The sequence below is a fragment of the Pseudonocardia benzenivorans CB1190 genome, assembly GCF_000196675.2.
In the GTDB taxonomy this organism is placed as follows: Bacteria; Actinomycetota; Actinomycetes; order Mycobacteriales; family Pseudonocardiaceae; genus Pseudonocardia; species Pseudonocardia benzenivorans.
On the sequence record NC_015312.1, the window covers coordinates 6,934,880 to 6,958,904 of the forward strand.

General features: G+C 72.5%; 21 protein-coding genes. 6 read left to right on the forward strand and 15 right to left on the reverse strand.

Annotated features, from left to right (window positions below; genetic code table 11):
- Positions 1 to 15: 15 nt before the first annotated feature.
- The gene (gene grpE, locus PSED_RS32865; protein WP_013678524.1) at positions 16 to 714 is read right to left on the reverse strand and encodes a nucleotide exchange factor GrpE; all 699 of its coding nucleotides are present in this window, start codon (positions 712 to 714) and stop codon (positions 16 to 18) included.
- A complete protein-coding gene (gene dnaK / locus PSED_RS32870) occupies positions 711 to 2,567 on the reverse strand; it encodes a molecular chaperone DnaK (protein ID WP_013678525.1) in 1,857 nt (618 codons plus the stop codon). Before dnaK ends, grpE begins: the two co-directional genes overlap by 4 nt.
- A 359-nt stretch (positions 2,568 to 2,926) precedes the next feature.
- Here dnaK and PSED_RS32875 point away from each other — a divergent pair, with 359 nt between their 5' ends.
- From PSED_RS32875 to PSED_RS32890, 4 genes are all read left to right on the forward strand, one after another.
- Positions 2,927 to 3,472, forward strand: a complete 546-nt coding sequence (locus tag PSED_RS32875) for a DUF3558 family protein (RefSeq protein ID WP_041760195.1) — start codon at positions 2,927 to 2,929, stop codon at positions 3,470 to 3,472.
- A 73-nt stretch (positions 3,473 to 3,545) separates the two neighbouring features.
- Positions 3,546 to 3,869 carry a PE domain-containing protein gene (locus PSED_RS32880; protein WP_143770709.1) on the forward strand — a complete coding sequence of 108 codons (324 nt, stop codon included), beginning with the start codon at positions 3,546 to 3,548 and terminating at the stop codon, positions 3,867 to 3,869.
- A gap of 150 nt (positions 3,870 to 4,019) precedes the next feature.
- Positions 4,020 to 5,180 carry a hypothetical protein gene (locus PSED_RS32885; protein ID WP_041760196.1) on the forward strand — a complete coding sequence of 387 codons (1,161 nt, stop codon included), beginning with the start codon at positions 4,020 to 4,022 and terminating at the stop codon, positions 5,178 to 5,180.
- Positions 5,177 to 5,944 carry an ESX secretion-associated protein EspG gene (locus PSED_RS32890; RefSeq protein WP_013678527.1) on the forward strand — a complete coding sequence of 256 codons (768 nt, stop codon included), beginning with the start codon at positions 5,177 to 5,179 and terminating at the stop codon, positions 5,942 to 5,944. The genes PSED_RS32885 and PSED_RS32890 overlap by 4 nt, the downstream gene beginning before the upstream one ends.
- A gap of 376 nt (positions 5,945 to 6,320) precedes the next feature.
- On the opposite strand, the gene PSED_RS32895 is transcribed toward PSED_RS32890, so the two are convergent.
- The 11 genes from PSED_RS32895 to PSED_RS32945 all read right to left on the reverse strand — a co-directional run bounded on the left by PSED_RS32895 (position 6,321) and on the right by PSED_RS32945 (position 20,293).
- The gene (locus tag PSED_RS32895) at positions 6,321 to 6,752 is read right to left on the reverse strand and encodes a hypothetical protein (RefSeq protein WP_013678528.1); all 432 of its coding nucleotides are present in this window, start codon (positions 6,750 to 6,752) and stop codon (positions 6,321 to 6,323) included.
- A 46-nt stretch (positions 6,753 to 6,798) separates the two neighbouring features.
- Positions 6,799 to 7,815: a C40 family peptidase gene (locus PSED_RS32900; protein WP_013678529.1), complete on the reverse strand. Its 1,017-nt coding sequence runs from the start codon at positions 7,813 to 7,815 to the stop codon at positions 6,799 to 6,801.
- Between the two features lie 4 nt (positions 7,816 to 7,819).
- Positions 7,820 to 8,407, reverse strand: coding sequence for a hypothetical protein (locus PSED_RS32905; protein WP_013678530.1), 588 nt, complete (start codon positions 8,405 to 8,407; stop codon positions 7,820 to 7,822).
- Positions 8,408 to 8,409: 2 nt separating this feature from the next.
- Positions 8,410 to 10,386 (reverse strand): hypothetical protein, encoded by a 1,977-nt coding sequence (locus PSED_RS32910; RefSeq protein ID WP_013678531.1) that lies wholly within the window; start codon positions 10,384 to 10,386, stop codon positions 8,410 to 8,412.
- The gene (locus PSED_RS32915) at positions 10,383 to 13,439 is read right to left on the reverse strand and encodes an ATP-binding protein (protein WP_013678532.1); all 3,057 of its coding nucleotides are present in this window, start codon (positions 13,437 to 13,439) and stop codon (positions 10,383 to 10,385) included. The genes PSED_RS32910 and PSED_RS32915 overlap by 4 nt, the downstream gene beginning before the upstream one ends.
- Entirely contained in the window at positions 13,426 to 14,109 is a 684-nt protein-coding gene (locus PSED_RS32920; RefSeq protein WP_013678533.1) for a hypothetical protein, read from the reverse strand. Before PSED_RS32920 ends, PSED_RS32915 begins: the two co-directional genes overlap by 14 nt.
- 4 nt (positions 14,110 to 14,113) lie before the next feature.
- Positions 14,114 to 14,377 carry a hypothetical protein gene (locus PSED_RS32925; protein ID WP_013678534.1) on the reverse strand — a complete coding sequence of 88 codons (264 nt, stop codon included), beginning with the start codon at positions 14,375 to 14,377 and terminating at the stop codon, positions 14,114 to 14,116.
- 284 nt (positions 14,378 to 14,661) lie between these two features.
- Positions 14,662 to 16,956 carry a (Fe-S)-binding protein gene (locus PSED_RS32930; RefSeq protein WP_013678535.1) on the reverse strand — a complete coding sequence of 765 codons (2,295 nt, stop codon included), beginning with the start codon at positions 16,954 to 16,956 and terminating at the stop codon, positions 14,662 to 14,664.
- A gap of 272 nt (positions 16,957 to 17,228) precedes the next feature.
- Entirely contained in the window at positions 17,229 to 18,347 is a 1,119-nt protein-coding gene (locus tag PSED_RS32935; RefSeq protein WP_013678536.1) for a hypothetical protein, read from the reverse strand.
- A 153-nt stretch (positions 18,348 to 18,500) separates the two neighbouring features.
- On the reverse strand, positions 18,501 to 19,106 hold the full coding sequence (locus PSED_RS32940; RefSeq protein ID WP_013678537.1) for a response regulator transcription factor: 606 nt from the start codon (positions 19,104 to 19,106) through the stop codon (positions 18,501 to 18,503).
- Positions 19,103 to 20,293: a sensor histidine kinase gene (locus PSED_RS32945; RefSeq protein ID WP_049803562.1), complete on the reverse strand. Its 1,191-nt coding sequence runs from the start codon at positions 20,291 to 20,293 to the stop codon at positions 19,103 to 19,105. The genes PSED_RS32940 and PSED_RS32945 overlap by 4 nt, the downstream gene beginning before the upstream one ends.
- Positions 20,294 to 20,414: 121 nt before the next feature.
- Here PSED_RS32945 and PSED_RS32950 point away from each other — a divergent pair, with 121 nt between their 5' ends.
- Positions 20,415 to 21,401: an ABC transporter ATP-binding protein gene (locus PSED_RS32950; protein ID WP_049803806.1), complete on the forward strand. Its 987-nt coding sequence runs from the start codon at positions 20,415 to 20,417 to the stop codon at positions 21,399 to 21,401.
- A complete protein-coding gene (locus PSED_RS32955; protein ID WP_013678540.1) occupies positions 21,398 to 22,165 on the forward strand; it encodes an ABC transporter permease in 768 nt (255 codons plus the stop codon). The genes PSED_RS32950 and PSED_RS32955 overlap by 4 nt, the downstream gene beginning before the upstream one ends.
- Positions 22,166 to 22,188: 23 nt before the next feature.
- Here the strand turns inward: PSED_RS32955 and dcd are convergent, their stop codons facing one another.
- Positions 22,189 to 22,770, reverse strand: a complete 582-nt coding sequence (gene dcd, locus PSED_RS32960) for a dCTP deaminase (protein ID WP_013678541.1) — start codon at positions 22,768 to 22,770, stop codon at positions 22,189 to 22,191.
- Between the two features lie 49 nt (positions 22,771 to 22,819).
- Positions 22,820 to 23,938, reverse strand: a complete 1,119-nt coding sequence (locus PSED_RS32965) for a UDP-N-acetylglucosamine 2-epimerase (RefSeq protein WP_013678542.1) — start codon at positions 23,936 to 23,938, stop codon at positions 22,820 to 22,822.
- Positions 23,939 to 24,025 lie beyond the last annotated feature (87 nt).

A 24,025-nucleotide genomic window follows, 5' to 3' on the forward strand; every position in this document is an offset into this window, starting at 1 on the left:
CCTCCTCTCCCCGGGTCAGTGCTGCTCGGGGTGCTGCTTGTCGGTCTGTTGCGGCTCCGCCTCACCCACGGCGGACCCGTCGGTCGTCGGCGCCTCGGTGGCCGAGCGGTCGACGACGGTCACCATCGCCGGCCGCAGGACGCGGTCGCCGAGGCGGTAGCCGCGGCGCAGGACCGCAGCCAGGACCGTCACCGTCGGGCCGGTGGCGTCGGACTCCTCGTGCTGCACGGCCTCGTGCACCGACGGGTCGAACGGCTCGCCGTCGACCCCGAACGGCTCGAGGCCGAGCTTGGTGAGCACGTCGACGACCTTGTCGGCCACCGCCTTGAAGGGGCCGTTGAGGTCGCCGTGCTGCTCGGCGCGCTCGATGTCGTCGACCACCGGGAGCAGGTCGGCTGCGACCTGGGCGCGAGCCGTGGCGAGCACGACCTCGCGGTCGCGGTCGACCCGACGCCGGTAGTTGGCGTACTCGGCGCTGACACGCTGCAGGTCGGCGGTGCGCTCGGCGACCTCGGCCTGCAGCTCCTCGATGCGGGGATCGGTCGTGGACTCGGGGGCCCCCGGGGCCGGGGCCCCGGCGGGCTCGTCGCCCGCCGGGGTCCTGACCTCACCGGTCAGCGGGTCGATGCGACGACGGTCGCGCACCACGACCCGCTCACCCTCGTGCTCGCCGCCCGGGCCCGCCTGTCCGTTGGGTCCGTTCGGGTTGCTCACTTCTTGTCCTTGTCCTCGTCCACGATCTCGGCGTCGACGACGTCGTCGGCCTGCTCACCGGCGGCCGTCGAGTCGGCACCGGGGGCGCCGGCAGCGGCACCGTCGGCACCCTGCTGCTGGTAGAGGGCTGCGCCGAGCTTCTGGGACTCCTGCCCCAGCTTCTCCACCGCGGCCTTGATGGCCTCGGTGTCGGTCCCCTTCAGAGCCTCCTGCGCCTCGCCCAGTGCGGCGTTCACGCCGTCCTTGACCTCCGACGGGAGCTTCTCGTCGTTCTCCTTGACGAACTTCTCCGTCTGGTAGACGAGCGTCTCCGCCTGGTTGCGGACCTCGGCGTCCTCACGACGCTTCTTGTCCTCCTCGGCGTGCTGCTCGGCCTCGCGCATCATCCGGTCGATCTCGTCCTTGGACAGGGCCGACCCGCCGGTGATCGTCATGGCCTGGCTCTTGCCGGTGCCCAGGTCCTTCGCCGAGACGTTCACGATGCCGTTGGCGTCGATGTCGAAGGAGACCTCGATCTGCGGCACCCCACGCGGGGCGGGCGGCAGACCCGTCAGCTCGAACATGCCGAGCTTCTTGTTGTACGACGCGATCTCGCGCTCGCCCTGGAACACCTGGATCTGCACGGACGGCTGGTTGTCGTCGGCCGTCGTGAAGATCTCCGACCGCTTGGTGGGGATCGTGGTGTTGCGCTCGATGAGCTTGGTCATCACGCCGCCCTTGGTCTCGATGCCCAGGGACAGCGGGGTGACGTCGAGCAGCAGGACGTCCTTGACCTCACCGCGCAGCACACCGGCCTGCAGGGCGGCGCCGACGGCGACGACCTCGTCCGGGTTGACGCCCTTGTTGGGCTCCTTGCCGCCGGTCAGCTCCTTGACGAGCTCGGTGACGGCGGGCATCCGGGTGGAGCCACCGACGAGCACGACGTGGTCGATCTGGCCGACGGAGATGCCCGCGTCCTTCACGACCTGGTTGAACGGCGCACGCGTGCGGTCGAGCAGGTCGCTCGTGATGCGCTGGAACTCGGCGCGCGACAGCGTCTCGTCGAGGAACAGCGGGTTCTTGTCCGCGTCCACGGTGATGTACGGCAGGTTGATCGTGGCGCTCGACGAGCTGGACAGCTCGATCTTCGCCTTCTCCGCGGCCTCACGCAGCCGCTGCATCGCCATCTTGTCCTTGGTCAGGTCGATGCCCTGCGCGTTCTTGAACTTGTCGACGAGCCAGCTGATGATCCGCTCGTCCCAGTCGTCGCCGCCGAGGTGGTTGTCGCCGTTGGTGGCCTTGACCTCGACGACGCCCTCACCGATCTCCAGCAGCGAGACGTCGAACGTGCCACCACCGAGGTCGAAGACCAGGATGGTCTGCTCCTTGTCGCCCTTGTCCAGCCCGTAGGCGAGAGCGGCGGCGGTGGGCTCGTTGACGATGCGGAGCACGTTCAGGCCCGCGATCTGGCCGGCCTCCTTGGTGGCCTGGCGCTGCGCGTCCTCGAAGTACGCGGGGACGGTGATCACCGCGTCGGTGATCTCCTCGCCGAGGTAGGCCTCCGCGTCCCTCTTGAGCTTCTGCAGGACGCGGGCGCTGATCTCCTGGGCGGAGTACTTCTTGCCGTCGATGTCGTCGGTGGACCAGTTGGTGCCGATGTGACGCTTGACCGAGCGGATCGTCCGGTCGACGTTCGTGACCGCCTGGTTCTTCGCCGACTGCCCGACGAGCACCTCACCGTTGCGCGCGAACGCCACGACGGAGGGGGTGGTACGCGACCCTTCCGAGTTCGCGATGACCGTCGGCTCGCCACCCTCGAGGACGGCGACGACGGAGTTGGTGGTTCCGAGGTCGATACCGACCGCACGAGCCATGGTTGTTGCCTCCGTGGAATGCCTGTGTATGTGCTTGAGCTTGCCTGACTCAAGTCTTCACGCGACCCGATGGAGCCGTCAAGTTCGGCTTGAGTCGGACACGCTCAACTTGCTTCATACGGCCCAACGGAGAGACGGTCCCCGTTGTTCCCGGTGCGCCGCGACGATCCGGGCCGAGGCTGGCAGCATCCGGTTGACCAGGAGATACGGTCGGTTGCCGGCGACAGTCGACACGGCCGGGGCGGTTCGCCCTCGCTGATCCCAGGTGCCGACGTGACGCGCTTCGCATGTGTTGACGCGCTTCGCCGGGGATGCGCCGTTCGGCCTCGACGCTGGTCCGTTCGCCGTATCCTCCCGAGGTGCGCGCGACCCGCCTGCTTCCCGGCATCGTCCTGCTGGTCGGCGCCCTGCTGGCGGGGTGCAGTTCCCCGACACCCGGGGCCCCCGCTCCCGCCGCGCCGGTCGCGTCGACGCCCGCCGGCCCCCCGGAACTCGCCCTCGACGGTGTCAACCCCTGCTCGCTGATCTCTGCAACCCAGCTGCAGACATTCGGACTCAGTGCTCCATCGGCTGGCTCCAGCCCTGCTGGCTTCTCGCTCTGCCAGTGGCAACGCGGACGGATCCTCTTCCAGATTACCGCCGTGATCGGCCCCAATCCGGAGGACTACCGCCTTTCTGGTGAAAATCCGCTGGCCGTGCAAGTCGGCGGGTATCCAGCCCTCCAGACGCGGCAGGCAGGAGCCGGTCCCGGCGAGTCCTGCATTTTGTCCATCGGCGTCAAGCGCCAGCAGGTTATGCAGGTGTTGATCGATGATCTCTTCGCAACTGTCTACGAAGACAACGATGCGATCTGCAGCGAAGCTGCACGTTTTGCCATGAGCGCACTCGAAAGCCTACAACCCTGAGGGCTCGATTTGCACTCGCGACGAACCTTCCGAACTTTCGGCCGCGACAGACCAAGACTGTCATTATCGCGACATGCAGCCAGACCTCGGACTCACGACTACAGCAGGGATGACACTCTGGGCTCAAACTGCTGCAGTCTTCAAGGCCAGCGCGCTCCTGCGCGACGAATCGGAGCGACTCCGCAGCGTGGTGGCGAGAGTGCAGGGCGAAGGATTTAGGCGATGCGCCGAAGATCCGATCTCCGTCGCCGTCGCCGACGCCTACAACGCCAAGTCCAGAGAGCTTATCCGCACCTATACGAACCACGTTCAGGAACTCGATCAGCAAGCCAATGAACTCGAATCAAGCGCGCACGCATACGACACATCCGACCGTGCGGCAAGTGAGGCCTTCTAAGTTGCTCGGAATTTCACCACAAATGAACTCCGCACAGTCCTAACGAGGTCTTCAATGACTCAAGTCCCATATTTGCGCTACGAAGGAATCCCTCTCCAGCAGATGTTTGACTGGGTCCACCATGGCCCAGGCGCAGCGGCACTACGTCCCATGCAGGATGGCCTCAACTCAGTCGGGAGAGCGTTCGCAGACTCCAGCATCAATATTCGGTCCACTCTGCAATCCCTCGGAATCGAGTGGCACGGCACGGCGGCCTCGGCGGCGGGGGCGGCGCTCGCCGCGGTCGGGCAGAGCGGGGCGGCGAAGGGTGAGAGCGCCGAGAAGGCCGGCAACAACGCCGAGGCCCACGGCGTCGACTTCGAGCAGCTGCGGTCGAAGGTCGCCTACCAAGATCCTGGGCCGTACAGCTTCTGGCAGCAGTTCTGGGACAGCGCGTGGGGTCCGGCAGGGAGCTGGCTCGGCACGCAGTCCGACTACCGCGATGCCCTCGAGCAGAACGAGGCCGCCCGCGGCGAGGCGGTCCGGGCGATGTACGACTACGAGCAGCAGGCCCGCGACCGGGTCGCGACGTTCCCGGCCGCGGTCGACGACCCGAGGCTCGGCGGCACAGGCGGGGGCGGCAGCCCAGGCGGCGTCGGCGGGATCCCGCACGTGCCGCCCGGCGGGCTCGGCGCCGGAGTTCCGGGCGTGGTGCCACCCCCGGGCGGCGGCACCGGGCTCGGCGGGGTAGGCGGCCTCGGTATGGGCGGCGGGGCGGGCAGCGGCAGCCGGGCGGACGGCGGGCTCGGAACCTCAGCAATCGGACCACCCCGACCCGGCGGCCCGGGCAGCCCGGGAGGTCCGGGCGGCGGCGCCTTTTCCACACCGCAGGGGATCACTCCCGCCCCGCACCCGAGCGTCCCCGCACCAGGCGGAAACCTGCCCCCACCCGGTTCGGCGGTCCCGGCGGCCCCACCCCCGCTCGTACCCGGGATCCCGATCGGCGCTCCGGTGCCGCCCGGCTCGTCGGCCCCGCGATCGTCCTCGGCGGGGCCCCCGTCGACGGGCCGGGCGTTCCGCGCCGACCTCCTCCGGTCCGCCGAACCGAACCCGGCGGGCCCTCGCGGCCCGGGCGGCCGGGCCACCGAACCCGGCACGCCGGCCCGCGGGAACAGCGGCGCCACGAGCTCGAGCGTGTATCCACCCATGGGCGGGGCGACCGGCCGGAACGGCACCCAGTCGCACCGGACGCGGTACAGCATCCCCAGCTCCGACCCGTTCGAGGTCGACGTCCCGCACGTCGCACCGGTCATCGGCGGTGAGGAGCCGTGAGCACGGTCGACTGGGATTCGGCGGCGGTCCTGACCCTCACCGAGCTCGACGTCGCGTGGGAGCTCGCGGGCCTGGGCGAGCCGCCGTTGGAGCTGGAGCTGCCGTCGCCGGGCACGACCGTCGCCGAACGGGCACACATCGTCGCGGATGCGACGAGCAGCCTCGCCCGGCGCGGTCTCGCCGAGGACCGACGGCCGAGCCCGTGGCTCACCGCCCTGCTGACGACCCTCGCGCGCCCCGACGTCTCCGTCGACGTCCGGGTGCGTGGGCGAACCCTCGTCGGCGGCGTCGCGGCGCGCCGGGCGGGCGCCGCGGTGCTCGCGGTCCGACATCGCGACGAGGTCGCCGTCGTCCCGATCCCCCCGACCCGAATGCCCGCGGCGGTGGTCGAGGTCGTCGGTGACGTCCGCCCCGGGGCCGGCAAGCCGGTCTCCGTCGCGCGCGTGGACCTGGAGGCCGCTCTGGATGCCGGCGATCCCGTCACCGCCGAAGGCGGGCATCCCCTCAGCACGGACGACGAGCTCGTCCGCGGCCTGTCCCTCTCGGCGATCTCCGCGATCATGCGGATGTACGGGGACGTCGACCGGCACGGTCAGATCGGGGTGCGTGTCGGCGGCCGTCGCTCGGCACACGTCGTCGCGGTACACCGCGGCTCGACGGGCTGGTTCGCCCGGGTCGACCACCGCGACCACGTCACGGTCGCGCCCGTCGACGGGCCAGGCCTCGTCCGTCGCATCGAGGACCTGATCGCCGAGGCCACCTGAGGCGAGGGCGAACGAGCCGACACCGACCCCGGGGCGGGGCGGCCGAGCCGCGGCAGCCAAGCCGAGACCGAACGGGGCCCCAACCCGCAGCGCGCAACCTCATCGTCGAGCACCGGCCCGAGAACGACGATGAGGTTGCGCCCGGACCGAGGCGGCACGGCTCCTCGCTCCCGGCGGCCCCCGCAGCGCGCCCGAACCAGAGCCGCCCGCCCACTCCCCCGCGCACGGCGCCGGCAGCGCGCCCGGACCACGCCACTCCTCGCGGCCGACAGCGGCCGCGCCCGAAGATCCCGCGCCAGGGCTGCGCCGCGCAGCCCGGGATCGGACTCAATGTCCAACGACCGCCCTGCGCACACATCCGGGCCGGCCGCGCGGTTCAGAGCGAGGGCGCCGGCCGGGGTTCGACGCGGCCCGCCGCGGCAGGCGGCAGGGGGTCGTCCACGGGGGCGAGGACGCGGTGCGAGTAGGGGTCCTCGACGACGCGGTCGGCGGAGTCGCGGTACTCCAGCTCGCCGTCGGGCCCCAGGTCGGCGACGAACCCGGTCGCGGCGAGCTGCTCCTCGTCGAGGTCGGCCAGCACCTCCCACCGGCTCGGGACGACGCGGTAGTCGGGCCAGGGCTCGTTGGCGTAGGCGTCGTGCAGGTCGGCGAGCAGTCCGGTGAACACCTGCTGCCAGCGCAAGGGCATCGACTGCGCGAGCACCCGCGGCACGACGAGATAGTTCTCGTCGGCGCCGGGCGCCGGTCGGTCGAGGTACTCGCGCAGCGGCGTCGTCGACGCCGGGGCGTGGGGTTCGTCGCGTGCCATCGATCCTGCTTCCGGAGTCGTGCGCGGGCGGTGACCTGCCGCCCGGTCAAGCGTCGTTGGGCGTGGTGCCGGGCCGCGTCGCGAACGGCACCAACTCCCGATAGTTCCACGGCACCGGCTGGACCCGGACCGAGGCTCCGGTGTAGGGGGCCTCGACCATCTTGTCGTCGCCCATGTACAGCGTCACGTGGTGGATGGTCGACGGATCGCTCGGGTCCGTCGCGTAGAACAGCAGGTCACCGGGCTGTGCGTCGCGGACCGGGACGTGCCCGCCCGCGTTGTACTGGTCGCGCGACACCCGGGGCAGCTCGATGCCGGCCGCCTGGAACGCGCGGAGCATGAGGCCGGAGCAGTCGTAGGTGTTCGGGCCCGTGGCACCCCACACGTAGGGCTTGCCGACCTCCTTGAGCGCGAACGCGATCGCGGCGCCGGCGGCGCCCGGGGGCAGGGTCGCGGTCTCGCTGCTGCACCGGGCGGGCAGCGCCGCCACGTCGGCCAGCTGCCCGACCAGCGCCGCCGCCAGACCTTCCCATTTCGCGTAGGCGTCGGGGAACGCCGACCGTTGGACGGTCTGGGCGGCGACGGTCACCGGCAGCGTGTCCCAGCCCGGGACCTGCAGCAGGTGGGTCAGGAACGTCCTGGTGCTGTAAACGGGATCGGTGACCTGCGCGGGCGATCCCCAGCCCTGTGAGGGGCGTTGCTGGAACAACCCGAGCGAGTCGCGGTCGCCGTAGTTGATGTTGCGCAGTCCCGACTCCTGCATGGCCGTCGCGAGCGCGACCAGCCAGGCCCGCGGCGGGGCACCCATGTCCTTGGCGACGCCGATGATCGTCTGCGCGTTGTTGCGCTGCTCGTCGGAGAGGTCGGCGAGCGTTGCGCCCGACCTGCCCGCACCCCGGGAGACGCCGAGGCCGGTGTCGCAGGCGCCCGACGTCGCCACGCCGCCGCTGCTGCCCCCGCCGATGGTGAACGCGATGAACCCGACGCCGAGGAACAGGCCGAGAGCTGCGGCGATCGCGACGATCGGGACGAGCAGGCGCAGCGGCCGCAGCGGCGTGACCACCGCCTCACGCCTTGTCGGAGTCGGAGACCCGCCAGCTCGAACCGTCGTTCACCACGAGGAGCACGAGGGTGAGCGCGTCGGTGGGCACGGTGACGTGCACCGAGGCCGGGGAGACGCGCACCGGCGTCGGCGGTCCGGTGACGCGCGACGCCGGGACGTTGCCCGGGTCGACGCTGCCGAGGACGCCCAGGTACTCGTCGGTCGTGTACGGCCTGAGCCCGGCGAGCCACTGCGCTGACGTCGTCCCCGACGGGTGGTTGACCCAGGCGGCGGCCCAGGAGGCGGCGGCCGCCAGGGCCTGCGGCGGGGCCTGGTCGAGCGGCAGCGTCGTCGGGGTCAGGGGCGTGACCGGCGGCAGCACCGTCGGCGAGGCCCCGGCGCCGCCGCTGCCGACCGGGGCACCCGCGGACGGCTGCCCGGCGGTGGGGCGGGCTGCGGACGCCGGCTTGGTGGCCGTGATGGCGACGCTCACCAGCGCGGCCAGCGCGATGACCACGACGACCGTCCCGGCCAGCCGCAACGGTGAGCGCAGGGGCCACTGCCACAGCGCCCGGTAGGCGGCCGAGCGGCCGCGGGGAGATCTGATCGGCACCGTCAGCCGTCCTCGCTGCTGCCGTAGGCAGGTCGTGCCCCGGCCCGGGGCCGGTAGATGCGGTAGACCGGGACGCCGTCGACGAGCTCGGGATCGACGGCACGCGGGCGCGTCCGCGTGGGCGCGGCGTCGGGGCGGCGGTAGATGACGCGCTCGTCGACCTCACCGGGGTCCGACCGGCCGGGCACGCCAGCAGCACGAGCCGTCCCGCCACCCGGGCCGGCGGCGAGGGCCCGCGGGCCGGATCCGGCGCCGAGCGCCGCGGTGCCGGGCGCCTGCACCTCGTTGCGCCGTCGAGACTGCCGCGCGGCGGAGCCGCCGCCGACGACGGTCGCGGTGGCGGTGACGGTCTCCGGCCGCCCGGCGTCGGGGTCGTCGGCGGCGCCGCCCGCCTGCCGCTCGGTCCACCAGCGCGACTGCCGGTCGTCGGCGGGGGCGCCGCGGAAGCGCCGCCACACACCCGACATCGGGCCGCCGCCCACTCCCGGCACGATGCCGCCGAACTGGTCGCGGGTCAGCGACACCATCGACACCAGCCGGCGGAACGGCCGCGCGACGGCCCACATCACGACGGTGACGACCCCGGTGACCAGCAGCGCGAGCCAGAGGTCGATGCCGGAGTCGGGCCGGAACAGCGACACGACGAGCAGCGCGTGCAGCCCCGCGAGCGCGCCGACGACGAGCGTGTTGACGATCGCCGCGCCCGCGACCCGCAGCAGCGCGGGCAGCACCTCGGGTTTGAGGACGGCCACGACGGCGATGGCGGGCGCGCACATCACCATGAGCCGCAGCAGCAGCATCGCGACGAGCACGAGGACCTTGGACAGCAGCTGGAACAGCGCGATGCAGATGGCCTGTACGACGGCGAGCAGCCCGGCACCGATCCGGCTGCCGGCCTTGCCCTGGAAGTAGGGGTAGCGGTCGCCGAGCTGACCGGCGATGTTCGTGAAGTCGGTCTTCTTCTGCTGCGCGAGCTGGGCGTTGTCCTGGCCGTCGAGGACCTCGTCGATCGTGAAGGTCTGGGCGCGCAGCAGGTCGCGGCCGAACTGCTGGGCCTGCGGCACGTCGGGGGAGCCGAACTCGCCGCGCTCCCAGTTGCGGTAGATGACCTGGTCGACGAGGACCGTCGGCAGGGTGTCGCGGGTGCCGAGACCGACCTGGGAGAGGAACCCCTCCTGCATCTGCGTGACGCCGTCGAGGAGCAGGTTGTCGGCGGCCTTGGACCAGTCGACCGGCGTCAGGTACGCGGCCGACCCGATCAGCAGCGCGAGTGCTGCGAAGGCGGCACGTTGCGTCTGTCTGGCCAGGTCGCCCCGCATCGCCAGCACGATGAGGATGACCGCGAGGATCAGCAGCGCGACGCCGATGAACGTCGTGAAGACGGCGTCGTACATGGCCTTCGTCGCCGTCGAGATGATCGAGTCGAGCGGGCTGAGCAGCGCGCCGCCCGAGGCGATCAGGTAGTGCGCCCAGTTCACCCCCGCGACGGTGAGCTTCGCGATGTTGAACGTCTGGTTGCCCAGCCAGGTGTCGGTGGTCGTCGCGGGGTTGAGGACGGCCGAGCCCGCGCAGCCCAGGTCGTAGTTGTGCCAGACCATGCCCGCGTAGCCGACCTCGCGGTAGACGCTGCCGGGCTCACCGGCGTCCGGACGCAGCGCGTCGAGCGAGCCGACGAGGCCCGTGCCGGGCCGGTCGGGCTCGGGGGCCTCCTTGCAGTCCAGCGGCTGGGCCATCGCGGGGGTGCCGACGAGCGCCGACCCGCCCATCAGTGCGACGACGACCAGCAACGCGGCGGCACGCCTCGGGATGGGCCGGACGGTGTCGGAGCGCTCGGCGAGGAACCGGGACGGGTCGCCGACGTCGACGAGCGCGGCGCGCCGCTCGCGCAGCCGTCGTCTGCGGGCCGCGAGCACCGCGACCAGCACGACACACAGGACGACCCACGGACCTGCGCCCGCGGTGGGGTCCGCCCCGGTCACCGCCCGGCCTCGCCGGCACCCACCCCGGTGGAGGCACCGTCGACGACGCCCTCGTCCGCCCGCCCGCCGTCGCCCGCCCGCCCGCCGTCGTCCGCCCGCCCGCCGGCGGCGTGGTCGTCGTCGAGAAGGCCGTCGTCGAGGTGGTCCTCGTCGTCGAGCAGCGCGAGGTCCTCGTCGGCGAGCAGCTCGGCCTCCGACGGGACGACGGTCCCGCGTTCGAGCACGACGTCGTCGGGCGCGGCGGGCCCGAGCACGACGCGCTGCCCGTTGCGCAGGGTGCCGAGCTCCTCGAGGTCGACGTCGCCGTCGAGGTCGAGCCGGCCCGGGCGGAGCCGTTGCGGCACGGAGCGGTCCGTCGGCTCGTCGGGCGCGCGGACCTCCGGTGGGATGCCGGGCGCCGCGACCCGGGTCGCGTCCGGGTTCGTGTCGAGCGCCTCGCGGACGTGCTCGAGGTGCGGTGCCTCCAGGTCGATGCGGATCTTCTCGACGCCGCCGTGGCCGTCGGCGAAGACGAACTGGCGCGGGGTGTCGTCGGGGCGGTCGTCGTGGCGGGGCCGCGGCGACAGCGTCCCCAGCATCTCCTCGTAGCCGACCCCGGTGGGCACGCGCAGCAGCCGCAGCGCGTCGCCCTGGGCCTCCTCGTCGTCGGTGCGCCCGACGAACACGGCGTTGACCAGCGACGCGAACCCCGACACGCGCAGCAGGTCGCCCGCCAGCTGGGAGGCGAAGAGGGCGCGGACGTTGAACTTGCGGGAGTCGCGGGCGAGCCGGTCGATCAGCACCTTGCCCGTGGGCACCTGCGAGAGGAAGTGCGTCTCGTCGAGAGCAACGCCCTTGCGCAGGTTGCGGTCGGACTCGTAGATCGTCCGCTGGGTCAGCCACGACGCCAGGTTCAGCAGCTCGACGGCCAGCGACTCGGAGTCGGTCCACTCCTCGCGCGGGCTGCCGGGCCGGGGCAGCGTCATGCCCTGCATCGTCAGGACGGTGAGCCGGAAGTCCTGGTGGGCGGCCCAGGGATCCTCGCGGGAGGTGTCGGGGAACAGCAGCGCGGCCTGCGGCAGCTCGCGGCGTTCCTCGAGGAAGTCGGCGACGACGCCCGCGTGCTCCTCGCCCTCGCGCGCGTGCCGGCGCAGCGCGTCGATGACCTGGCCGGGGTGCCGGTCGGTCGCGCCGCCGACCTCCCGGACCGCCCGCAGCAGCACGATCCTGGTGTGCGGCATCCGCGCCACGTCGTAGGGCAGCAGGCCGGTGAGGACGTCGAGGACGAGCCTGCGCCGGGTCGCCGCGGCCAACGACCGCTCGCGCCGCCACGCCCGCTCGGGGTCCTCGTCGTCGGCGAAGTGCTCGAACCGCGGCTCGGCGACCACCCGGTACGGGTTGAGGATGCCCGGGTCGGCGCGCAGCAGGTTGATGTGCCGCGAGAACGGCGCGAGCTCCGGCAGGCGGGTCAGCTCGGCGAGCGGGCCGGAGGGGTCGAGCAGCGTCCAGCGCGCGCCCGCCCGCAGCGTCTTGTAGACGATGAGCCCGGTGAGGAACGACTTGCCCGAGCCCAGGCCGCCGACGATGGCGGTGAGGCCGGAGGCCCGTCGGACCTCCTGGGCGAGCCAGGGGTCCCACGCGACGGGCCGCCGCGTCGCCGTGCAGGTCTCGCCGATCATGATGCCGCGCCGGTCACCGACGCTCGCCGTCGCGGCGGGGACGGCCGCGGCCGCCCACGTCACCGAGCCCCGCCGGCGGTACGCGGTCGACGCCAGCGGCTCACCCGGGATGAACTCCCGCGCGTAGCGGTACTGCGCCTCGGGATGCTCGATGAGGACCTTGGGGCGGTAGAGGTCGAGGACCTGCTGGGCACGGGTGACGGCCTCGGCCTCGTCGCGCCCGGAGACGGCGATGCGCCACCACCCGTAGAGCCGGGTGTTGAGCTGGGTGAGCCCGCTCGTGACCTCGTCCTCGACCTGCAGCACACGGTCGGCCTGGCGGGCCAGCGACATCGGAGGCTCGAGGTCGTGGTCGTGGGTGTAGTGCCGGATCTGGCTGCGCACCTTGCCCATCTGGCGCTGCAGCTCGCCCGTGACGTCCTCGGGGCGGCGGATGTACATCCGCGCGGACCACTCGACGGGGAAGGGCAGCCGGTCGGAGTGCTGCATCCACGGGTCGTCGACCTCGGGGATGCGCAACCCCTCCATCAGCCCCACCGACAGCACCGCGACGTTGCGCTGCACCGTTTGCGAGCGCACCCGGCCGATGACCTTGACCGTCGGCGCGTAGGGCTCCTGGGTGACCGAGACGCCCTCGGTGAACGTGGCGAGGTCCTCGACCTCCCACCGGCCCGTGCCGCTGGGCACCGACGCCAGCGACCGCGGCGCGGGCAGCCCCAGCGCGACCGACCGGTGCATCAGCCAGGCGATGTCCTCGGCGGAGGCGGGCACCGCGTCGAGGCCGCTGCCCGCCACGACGACGTCGAGGTGGTTGACCTCGGACTCCAGCGCCGCGAGCTCGGCGCGCGCGGCGGCGGGCAGGAACCGGTCGAGCACGGGCGCGGCCAGGTCGGCCCAGCGGTCGAGCATGCCGCGCCCGGAGACCTCGATGCCGAGGAAGACCTCCTTGTCCGACATCGACAGGCCCATGAGGTGCCGCTGCTCGCCCTCGAGGAAGCCGTCCCACCCCAGCGCGCCTGCGACGTCGGGCATGCGCCCCACCGCGTTGTTGTCGAACGACTCCGCCCAGACGTGGACGGGGTACGGGCGGGTCGTGACGCGCAGGTGCAACCACCGGCCCTGCAGCTCGCCCAGCTGCGCGGCGATCTGACGGATCAGGATCTCGCGCTGGCCGTCGCTGCGGAAGCTCCACGCCTGCGCGGCGAGCCGGTACCAGGCCATGACCTGCGTGCCGGTGCGGGTGAGGTGGCCGTCGATCGAGCGGAGCGCGATGTCGGGGGTGTAGCCGTCGGCCTTCAGCTCGCCCGCGAGGGAGCGTCCGCGCCGCCGCCTCGGGCCGGCGGTGGCGACGGAGTCGCGGTCGCGGGTGCTGTCCCCGCCCCTACGCCGGGCCACCGCGGGTTCCGTTGACGTGGTCGGCGACGGTGCGCACCGGACGGGCCGGCGGCGGGGGCGTCCGCCCGACGATCCGGCGCCCGCCCCTCGCCGAACGGCGGCTCGGTTCGTCGGGCTTCCCGGGCGTTCCGACGCGGACGGGCGCCGCGCGGCCCGGTCCCACGGTCCAGGGACGCGGCGGCTGCGCGGCCGCGCGTGGCCCGGCGGGCTCGGCCACACGCGCCGCGGCCGGGTCGACGACGCGCGATCCGGAGCTGTCGTGGCCCCGCGGGCCGGTGGAACTGCCCTTTCGGCGGGCCGTCCGGGCGAGCGGAGCGGACTGCCGGACGGTGACCCGGCCGGTGCGGATGACGCCCCCGCGGACCGCGGTGCGCTCGCGGGGACCCGTCACCTCGTGCCGGAACAGCGAGACGATCTGCCCGAGCGGACGGTCGTAGTTGATCCTCTTGCCGATGAACCGGGTGATGACGATGGTCAGCAGCAGGGCCCAGGCGACCGAGAAGAAGTCGAGGCTGATCCCGATGCGCCGCTGCACGAACATCACGACGATCATGACGAACAGGCCGAGCCCGTAGCTCACGTAGCGCGCGCGCCACGGGAAGGTCGCGCGCGGGGGGCCCAGCCAGACGGCATCGACGCGGTACACCTCGTCGTCAGTGCGGACGAGCACTCGATCACCCGGTGATCAACGAGGCGAGGAAGCTGCCGACCTGTGGGCCCGTCCCCGAGACGGCGATACCCAGCGCGACGAGGCCGATGATGAGACCCACGCTCCGCCTGGCGACACCCGCGTTGTCACCCCGGCCACCGATCCAGAGCAGGATGATCGCGATCCCCAGCAGGATCAGCGGAACGATGTTGTTCTGGATCCAACCCTGCAGGCCGTTGGTCGTCACCTGCGCAACCCAGAGGGTCACCCCTCCCGCGGCGGCGCTCATGACGATTCCTCCTCGTGATGTCCCGACGGCGACATCGTGTGCACCGTACCGGGGGCTCTCCCTGACGGCCCGGGGGCGTGGGCCGACCGAGTCAAGCATGCCGACCGGACGAAAATAAGCGTCAGGCGACGACGTTGACCAGTTGTCGGAGCGGTTCACATGCGGACTGCGACGGTCTCGCGACACCTTCATCCGAACGGGCGACGCTACAAAGCGTCACAACGGTGTTACGTTCCGCCATCCGCGCCCGGCCGCCCGAAGGGAGGCAGCCGGGCACGATTCAGTCACGTGTTGGCATCCTCCCCGACGGGGCTCTTCTCACCGGTCGTCCCGGCGCCGTCGGCGCTCCCGTCGCCACGCTTCACCGCGGCCAGCAGCATCTGGGACACGTCCTGGATCTGCACACCCTCGTAACCGCCGCCCGACTGCTTCTCGGTCAGCCCGTCGGAGAGCATCGTCTTGCAGAAGGGACAGCCGACGGCGATCGTCCCGCCGGCGGCGGCACCGTCGGCGCCGCCGACGCCCGACAGCGTGTCGAGGGCCTCGGTGGTGCGGGTGACGTTGACCCGCTGGCCGATCCGCTCCTCCATCCACATCCGGGCACCACCCGCGCCGCAGCACATCGAGCGGTCGGCGTGCCGCGGCATCTCGGTGAGCGTCGCGCCCGCGGCCGCGACGAGCTCGCGCGGCTCGGCATAGACCTCGTTGTGCCGGCCCAGGTAGCACGGGTCGTGGTAGGTGACGGGCGCACCCTTGTCGGCCGCGGGCTCCGCGACCGGGACGAGCTTGCCCTCGCGCACCAGCTTGTTGAGCAGCTGGGTGTGGTGCACGACCTCGTAGTGCCCGTCGAGCTGCGGGTACTCGCGGCCGAGGGTGTTGAGGCAGTGCGGGCACGTCGTCACGATCTTGCGGGTGCCGGGCTCGCGCCCCTCGAACACCGCGTTGAGCACCTCGACGTTCTGCATCGCGAGCATCTGGAAGAGGAACTCGTTGCCGGAGCGCCGCGCCGGGTCGCCGGTGCACGACTCCTCCGGGCCGAGCACCGTGTAGCCGACGCCCGCGCGGTGCAGCAGCTCGGCCGTCGCGCGGATCGTCTTCTTCTGGTTGTCGTCGAAGGCCCCGGCGCAACCGACCCAGAAGAGGTACTCGGTGTCGGCGGAGAGCTCACCGTCGAAGACGGGCACCTCGAAGTCGAGGCCCTTGGTCCACTCCAGGCGGTCCTTGGCGTTCTGGCCCCAGGGGTTGCCCTTGTTCTCCAGGTTCTTGAAGAGCACGCCGAGCTCGGAGGGGAACTCCGACTCGATCATGACCTGGTGGCGACGCATGTCGATGATGTGGTCGACGTGCTCGATGTCGACGGGACACTGCTCGACGCACGCGCCGCATGAGGTGCAGGACCAGAGCACGTCGGGATCGATGACGCCGTGCTGCTCCGCGGTACCGACGAGCGGGCGCGCCGCCTGCTGCGGACCCGAGCCGAGGACGCGGCCGAAGCCCGACTCCGGGACGCCGTGACCGTGGCCGTTCGTCGCGGCCTCGAGGACGTCGAAGTCGACCGACTCGACCTCGGGCAGGTCCTTGCCGCCGATGATGTAGGGCGCCTTCGCGAACAGGTGGTCGCGCAGGTCCATGATCACGAGCTTGGGGGACAACGGCTTGCCCGTGTTCCAGGCCGGGCACTGGCTCTGGCAGCGACCGCACTCGGTGCAGGTCGCGAAGTCGAGCATGCCCTTCCAGGTGAAGTCCTCGATCTTGCCGCGGCCGAAGATCGCGTCCTCGTCGGGATCCTCGAAGTCGATCTTCTTGCCGTCCGACATCATCGGCAGCAACGGGCCCAGCGCCTTGGGCATGCGCTTGGCCGAGACGTTGATCGGCGCCGTGAAGATGTGCAGGTGCTTGCTGTAGGCGACGATCACGAGGAACACGAGCATGACGCCGATGTGCAGCAGCAGGCCGACGCTCTCGATCACCTCGAGGGTCCCCTGCGACACGCCGTCGAACAGGTGCCCGAGGCCGATCGAGGCCCACGCGCCCGACTTGTAGGGGAACACCCCGAGCGCCGACGAGGCGGCACGGAAGAAGAACAGCGTCCAGAGGACGTTGAAGATCATGAACAGGATCAGCCAGGCCGGACCCGTGTGGCTGCCGTAGAACCGCGAGGCACGCGCCTTGCGGTCGGGCGCGTTGCGGATCCGGATGACGGCGAAGACGACCAGCGAGAGCAGGCACAGCACCGCGATGGTGTCCTGCAGGAAGCCCAGTACCGGCCAGCGCCCGACCCACGGGATGTGGAAGTCGTGGTCGAACAGCGCGCCGTAGGCCTCCAGGTAGACCGTCGCCAGGATGACGAACGCCCAGAAGGTGAAGAAGTGCGCCAGCCCCGGCACGGACCACTTGAGCAGCTTCCGCTGGCCGAACACCTCGACGAACTGCGTACGGACCCGCGCACCGAGGCCGTCGCGGCGGGCGTCGTCGGGCTGGCCGGACTCGACCAGCCGGTAGACCTGCAGCGCGCGGCGGCCGGCGACGGCGACGGCGGCGACCGTGATCACCAGGCCGATGACCAGTCGGACCAACACGTGTTCCTCCTCGAACAGCCGGACTCCGCGTGTGGTGGGACGCGGCCCCGTTGGGGCGGGAGAGTAACGCTCCACGCCACCGGGCGCTGGGAAGCACCCGGTTCAATTGTTTAACTAGTTACTGGAGAGTAACAAAGCCGAGGTGAACAACCTAACTCGTGACGAGTCGGGCGCGCGCGGCGAGGCGGCGCCCCGAGGGTCGCGGCGGACGGACACAGCGGGACCCCGGCAGGGACCCGGCAGCAGGGACTCAGCAGGTACTCAGCAGGGACTCAGCAGGGGACGAAGGCGGTGATGGCGTAGCGCCGCGCGGTCGGGTTGGTCCACGTCACGGTGACCCTCCCGAGCTGCGGTCCGGCCGCGGCCGCCCAGGCACTCGTGCAGGTCCCGACGGTGTAGCTCTGCTGGCTCGTCATCGGCACGGCGTCGTGGGGGACGTCGGTGACGGGCACGGGGCCACCCCCGGAGGCCGCCCGCCGCTGCTGGATCGCGGTCACGGCGGCGGTGCAGTCGGCCGTCCCCGTCGCTGCCGCGAGCTGTGCCGCGGCGGCCGGGGACACGATGCGGCACACCGGCTCCGGGTCGGGAACCGGGCCCGAGATCGCCCGATCGAGCAGGGGGCCGACCTCCTGCGCGTTGGGCACGCCGCCCACGGTGGCCCGCACCTCGTCGCCCGCGTGCGCCTCGATCTGCGCCTGCTGCTGCGTGATCTGGCCGGCCCGGACGCTGAACCCGACGAGCGAGACCGCGCACAGGACCGCGCCCACAACGGCGAGCTCCGGGCGCGGCAGCCGCAGCAGCCCGACGAGCAGCACCCCGACGCTGAGCGCGAACGCCCACGCCCACGGGTTGGCGCTCGTCCAGACGACGAGGGCGCCGACGAACACGACCCCCGCGACGTGCCACGTCCACCCCCGCAGCAGCCGGTCGAGCCGCAGCACCGACAGCAGGATCAGCGTCCCGAGCCCGATCGCGAACGGCGGCCACCACTGCGCGACGGGCCGGTCCGGGTCGAGCGTCGGCCAGAGGAAGAAGGGGATGAGCAGCAGCGCGGCGCCGGCGATGCCCACGCCGATCGCCAGCCGCCATCCCCGGGCCCGGATGCGCTGCCACGGGGTGGGCTTCGGGGGCTCCTGGGGTCGTGAGGGGTCCTGCGGAGGCGGGGGGACGGCGTGCCCGTGCGACTGCTGCTGCCACTGCTGGTAGTGCCACTGCTGGTCCTGCCAGTGGGGAGGCGGCGTGGCCCACGTGTCGACCCGACCCGGATGTCCCGCGGGCTGCTGGTCGCCACGGAGCGCGGGTGGGTGGGCGAGGCCGTGGTCCGCGGGCTGCGGGTGCACCGGCGCGCCCTCGGGCTGCTCCGGGGGCTGGGGCGGGCGCGGCTCCTCCATCGGCGGCCAGCCTACTTGTCGCGAACACCGCCGTCCGTGTCCTCGCCGACGCGCAGCGTCACGCTCCTTCCGACGGACGCCCCGACCCCGGCCGCAACCTCACCGCTCCGATCCGCGCTCGGCCCGACCGTGAGGTTGCGCTCGGGGTGGGGGCTAGAGCCAGCCGTGGTCGCGGGCCAGCCGCGCGGCCTCGGAACGGCTGCCCGCCCCCAGCTTCTGCATCGCCGACGACAGGTAGTTGCGCACGGTGCCCGGGGAGAGGTGGACGCGGCGGGCGATGTCGTTGGCCGTGCCCGAGTCGTCGACGTTGCGCAGGACCTCCAGCTCGCGGTCGGTGAGCGGACAGTCCTCGCTGGTCAGGGCCGTCATGGCCAGGTCGGGGTCGACGTAGCGGCCGCCGCCGTGCACGCGCCGCACCACGTCGGCCAGCACGCTCGCCGGCGCACTCTTGGTGACGAAGCCCGCCGCCCCCGCGGCCAGCGCCCGGCGCAGCACCCCCGGGCGGGCGTGCCGTGTGAGGACGATGCAGCGCGTGCCCGGCTGGTTCTCCGCCACCCACTGGGCGACCTCGGCGCCGTCGCGGCCCGGCATCTCGACGTCGAGCACCGCGACGTCGGGCGCGTGCACGCGGATGACCTCGACGGCCTCGTCGCCCGTCGACGCCTCGGCGACGATCCGCAGGTCGCCCTCCAGGCCGAGCAGGGCGCCGACCGCGCCACGGGTGAGCGCCTCGTCGTCGGCGAGCACGAGCGTGATCACGTCGTGGCCGACAGCGCGGCGGCGGGCAGGGACGCGTCGAGCCGGAAGGTGCCGTCGGGGCCGGGGCCCGCGTCCAGCCGGCCGGCGTGCTCGTCGAGGTAGCGGCCGAGCGCGACGAGCCCGGTGCCGGTCTCGTCGGCCGCGGCCCCGGCGGACACCCCGTCGTTGACGACGCGCAGGTGCGTTGCACCGCCCTCGACCTGGATCTCGATCGTGCAGCGGCGCGGCTGGGCGTGGCGCAGGACGTTCGTCATCGCCTCGCGCAGCACCCGGCCGAGGACACCACGGGCCGGCCCGGCCACCGTCGCCGGGTCCCCGCGCACGACCAGATGCACCCCCGCCGACTCCAGGACGGCCCGCGCCCCGGCGAGCTCCGTCGCCAGATCGGTCGTACGGGTCTCCCGCACCAGCGCGCGCACCTCGGACAACGACTGCCGCGCGACGCGCTGCACGTCCTCTAGCTCGGCCTTGGAGCGGGCGGCGTCGACGTCCATGAGCCGCGTCGCCAACTCGCTCTTGAACGCCACGACCTCGAGGGCGTGACCGAGGATGTCGTGCAGGTCGTCGGACAGCCGGAGCCGCTCGCGGGCGGTCGCGAGCTCGGCGGCGACCCGGCGCGACTCGTCGAGGTCGGTCACGGCCTTGAGCCACCACAGCCGTTCGACGTCGACGCACCACATGATGCCGACGTAGAACGCCGCCAGGCCGGGCGCGATCCACGTCGGTGCCGGGAACGGGTAGACGGTGTTCGCGCTGATCAGCCAGCCGAAGCCGAACACGGCGGCCGTCGCCGCGGCGACAATGCCCACGCTGGGCCACAGCCGGCCGCCGGACACGACGTCGCCCAACAGCACCCCGCTGACCAGCGCCCAGGTGAACCCGACGAACGACGATGCGACCCCGACCAGCGCCAGCGCCAGCGCGACGGCGAGCGCCACGGCGACGAACCACGGCTCGGCGGGCCTGCCCAGCGACCGGACGTGCTGGCGGATCCGGTGGACGTGCAGCGCGAACGCGACGACGTAGAGCGTCAGCAGGATCGCGGCGTACGGCGCGGCGGGCAGCCCCGACCAGATCATCGACGCGGGCACGAACAGCAGCCACGCGACGGTGATGACCATCCCGATGACGCCGAAGCGCCGGGCGGCCCGCACGCGCCGCTCCTCGGCGCCGCTCAGCGCGTCCACCCCCGAACCGTAACCGAGAACCCGAGGTGACAGCTGTCATCAGATCGCGGACGTGGTGTCACCGCGGCCGATGACCGTCGTGACTACCGGTGACGGGGCCGCACCCGGCACCGTCGACGGCATGACACAGACGACCACCCGGCAGGCGGAGCACACCGCCACTGCGCGGGCATCGGCCGTCGAGGTCCGGGGGCTGCAGGTCGCGTACGGCGACTTCGAGGCCGTCCGCGGGATCGACCTCGACGTCCGGACCGGTGAGGTGTTCGCCCTGCTCGGCACGAACGGTGCCGGCAAGACGACGACCCTGGAGGTGATCGAGGGCTTCGGCACCCGCTGCGGCGGGAGCGTCTCGGTCCTCGGCATGGACCCGGCGACGCAGCGCCACGCGCTGACCCGCCGGATGGGCATCCAGCTGCAGGAGGGCGGGTTCGTCGACGAGCTGACCGTCGGCGAGACGCTGTCGCTCTGGCAGCGGTTGTCCGATCGGCCGGACCGCGTCGAGCGGCTGCTCGACCGGTTCGACCTGGCGCGGCGCCGCGACACGCCGGCGTCGAAGCTGTCCGGCGGGGAGAAGCGTCGGCTCGACCTGGCTCTGGCGGTGTGGGGGTCGCCAGAGCTGGTCGTGCTCGACGAGCCGACGACAGGCCTCGACCCGGAGTCGCGGCGCCGCACGTGGGACGCGATCCAGGAGCTGCAGGAGGCGGGCCGCACGGTCCTGCTGACCACGCACTACCTGGAGGAGGCCGAGGCACTGGCCGACCGCGTCGCGATCATGCACGAGGGCCGCGTCGCGGTGTCCGGGACGCTCGCGGAGATTCTCGCGACGCGCCCGGCGGGCTTCTCCGCGGTGCTGCCGGCCGACGCGCCGACGGACCTCCCACGGTTCGCGGGCAGCACCGAGATCGGCGGGGGCCGGCTCTCCGTGCGCACGACCGAGCTGCAGGCCGATCTGACGGCGTTCCTGGGTTGGGCGGCCGGCCGGGGGGTCCGGCTGTCGGACCTGCGTGCGGCGCCCGCGTCGCTCGCGGACATCTACCACGCGGTGCGCACCGAGACCGGGACGACGGCCGCGCGCACCGGGACCGACACGACGGAGGTGGCCCGATGACCACGGCGCTGGCGGGAACGGGTCCCGCGCAGAAGGTCACGGCGTTGGCGGGCACGGAGCTCACGCTCGTCGTCCGCAACCGGACGCTGGCGGTGTCGTCGGTACTGCTCCCGATCGCACTGGGGGTGTTCTGGGCGTTCTCCCTCGGTCACGGGCCCGAGGTGTGGCCCATGGTGGTGGCGCTGCAGGTCGCCGTCACGCTCGGGATGGGCCTGTACGTGACGGGGACCCAGACACTGGTCGCCCGGCGGCACGCCCGGGTCCTGCAGCGCCTGCGCACGAGCGGGATCTCCGACGGGGGCCTGCTGCTGGCGACGCTGACCCCGGCGCTGGCGATCGCACTCGCCCAGCTCGTGATCTTCGCGGTCATCGACGTGGTCATCGGGGACCAGGTGCCGTCGAACTGGCCGGCGCTCGTCGCGCTGGTGCTCGGCGGGATCGCGCTGATGGTCGGCGCGGCGCTGGCGACGAGCGTCGTGACCCCGACGCCCGAGCGCGCCCAGATCACGACGCTGCCGATGGTCTTCCTGATGCTGGGCGCCGCGATCGCGATGGTGCTCATCCCCGCGACGGGCTGGCTGCAGGCGCTGCTGCTCGTCCCGGGCGCGGGCGTCGGGATGCTGGTGCGGCTGATGTTCGGCGGCGAGGTCGGCCTCGGCCCCACCCTGGGCACCATCGCCGCGACCGCGTCGCTGCTGGTCTGGGCGGCGGTGTTCATCCGGCTCGCCGCGCACCGCTTCCGCTGGGACCCGCGCAACGGCTGACCCCGCACGGGCCTGCCGGCGGGTCAGCGCCGGGTGTCGGCCCGGTGGAAGTTCAGATGCGCCCGCGACGGCGTCGGACCGCGTTGCCCCTGGTAGCGCGAGCCGACGCCGTCGCTGCCGTACGGGCGCTCGGCGGGGCTGGAGAGCCGGAACAGGCACAGCTGCCCGATCTTCATGCCCGGCCACAGAGTGATCGGCAGGTTCGCGACGTTGGACAGCTCCAGCGTGATGTGGCCGGTGAAGCCGGGGTCGATGAAGCCCGCGGTGGAGTGCGTCAGCAGGCCGAGCCGGCCCAGGCTCGACTTGCCCTCGAGCCGGCCGGCGAGGTCGTCGGGCAGGGTCACGCCCTCGAACGTGGACCCCAGCACGAACTCCCCGGGGTGCAGCACGAACGGGTCGTCGCCCGCGGTCTCGATCGGCGTCGTCAGCTCGTCCTGCTGCTCACGCGGGTCGATGTGGGTGTACTTCGAGTTCTGGAAGACCCGGAAGAAGCGATCGAGGCGCACGTCGATGCTCGACGGCTGCAGCATCCCCGAGTCCCAGGGATCGAGGACCAGCCGCCCGGAGTCGATCTCCTTGCGCAGGTCACCGTCGGAGAGCAGCACCGGCGGGTTCCTCCCGGGGTGTCGACGACCGGACCCCCGCCACCCTATGTCACACGTCCGACGACCTCGGGGCGACCTGCGGGAACGGGCACAGCCCGAACATCCACGCGACCGCCGCCTCGGCCCGCTGCGCCTCCTTGCCGTCGTGCCGCGACGGCACGGGACGGGGGTCGACGTCGAGGATGCGCCAGACGTCGTCGAGGACGTTGCGGCGTGGGACGGAGCGGATCGAGTCGCCGGGATGCGGGACGTGCGGCCCGTCGACCAGCACCGCAGGCGTCCCGAGGCCCGGCGAGTCGCGGACGAGCTCGGAGTCGTCGGAGATCAGCACCTCGGCCGCCGCCACCAGGTGCACCAGGTCGCCCAGCTCCACGTGCGGCACGACGACCGCGCGCCCGTGCCGGGCCAGGTCCTCGGCGGGCCCGGACCCGCACAGGTCGCCGAACAGCACGACCTCCAGGTCGTCGTCGCGCGCGAGCAGCGCCGGCAGGTCGCCGACGACCTCGGTCGATCCCGGACCGTCCAGGCCGGCGACGACGAGGCGCGCCGTGCCGCGCGAGACCCGGGCGACGAGGTCGGCGAAGCGGGGGTCCACGGGAGGCCGGTTCGCCCCGACCGTGTCGCCCACCTGCAGGACGTTCGGCCCCAGCGGGCTGCCGATCGCAGGACCGCCCGCCGTCAGGAACAGCGACGCGAGCTGCCCGATGATCCGCCGGTTCGCCTCCTCGGGGAACGGGCAGAGCAGGTCGTCGGTCGCGACCCCCGCCTGCAGGTGCACGACCGGGATCAGCCGCCAGAACGCGACCTGGGCGGCGACCACGGCCGTCATGCCCCCGCCGTGGATCATGATCGCCGACGGGTCCTGGTCGACCAGCAGCGCGTCGAGCCGGGCCATGAGCGACGCCGCGATCGCCGCGGGCGTGTGCCCCGGCGGCTCGTGCTGCAGCAGCGTGATGTCGGGTGCGACGCCGAGCTCCTCGAACGCGTCGTGGATCGTCATCGGGTCCGGCCCGGTGGCCACCGTGAGCCCACGGATCCGGTCGGCCTGCGCGATCGCGGTGGCGACGGGCGCGAGGCGCGCGACCTCGGGGCGACTCCCGGCGATCAGGAGCACGTCGTGCTCGTGGTCGTCGGGAAGCTCACCGATGAGCCTCTCGAATCCCGTCATGCCCGTTCCTTCGCTGCGGGGAGCTGACATCCGGGGGCCGCGGCGCCACGTTCCCCGGTCGGACGCAGTGTGGAACACCCGAGCGCG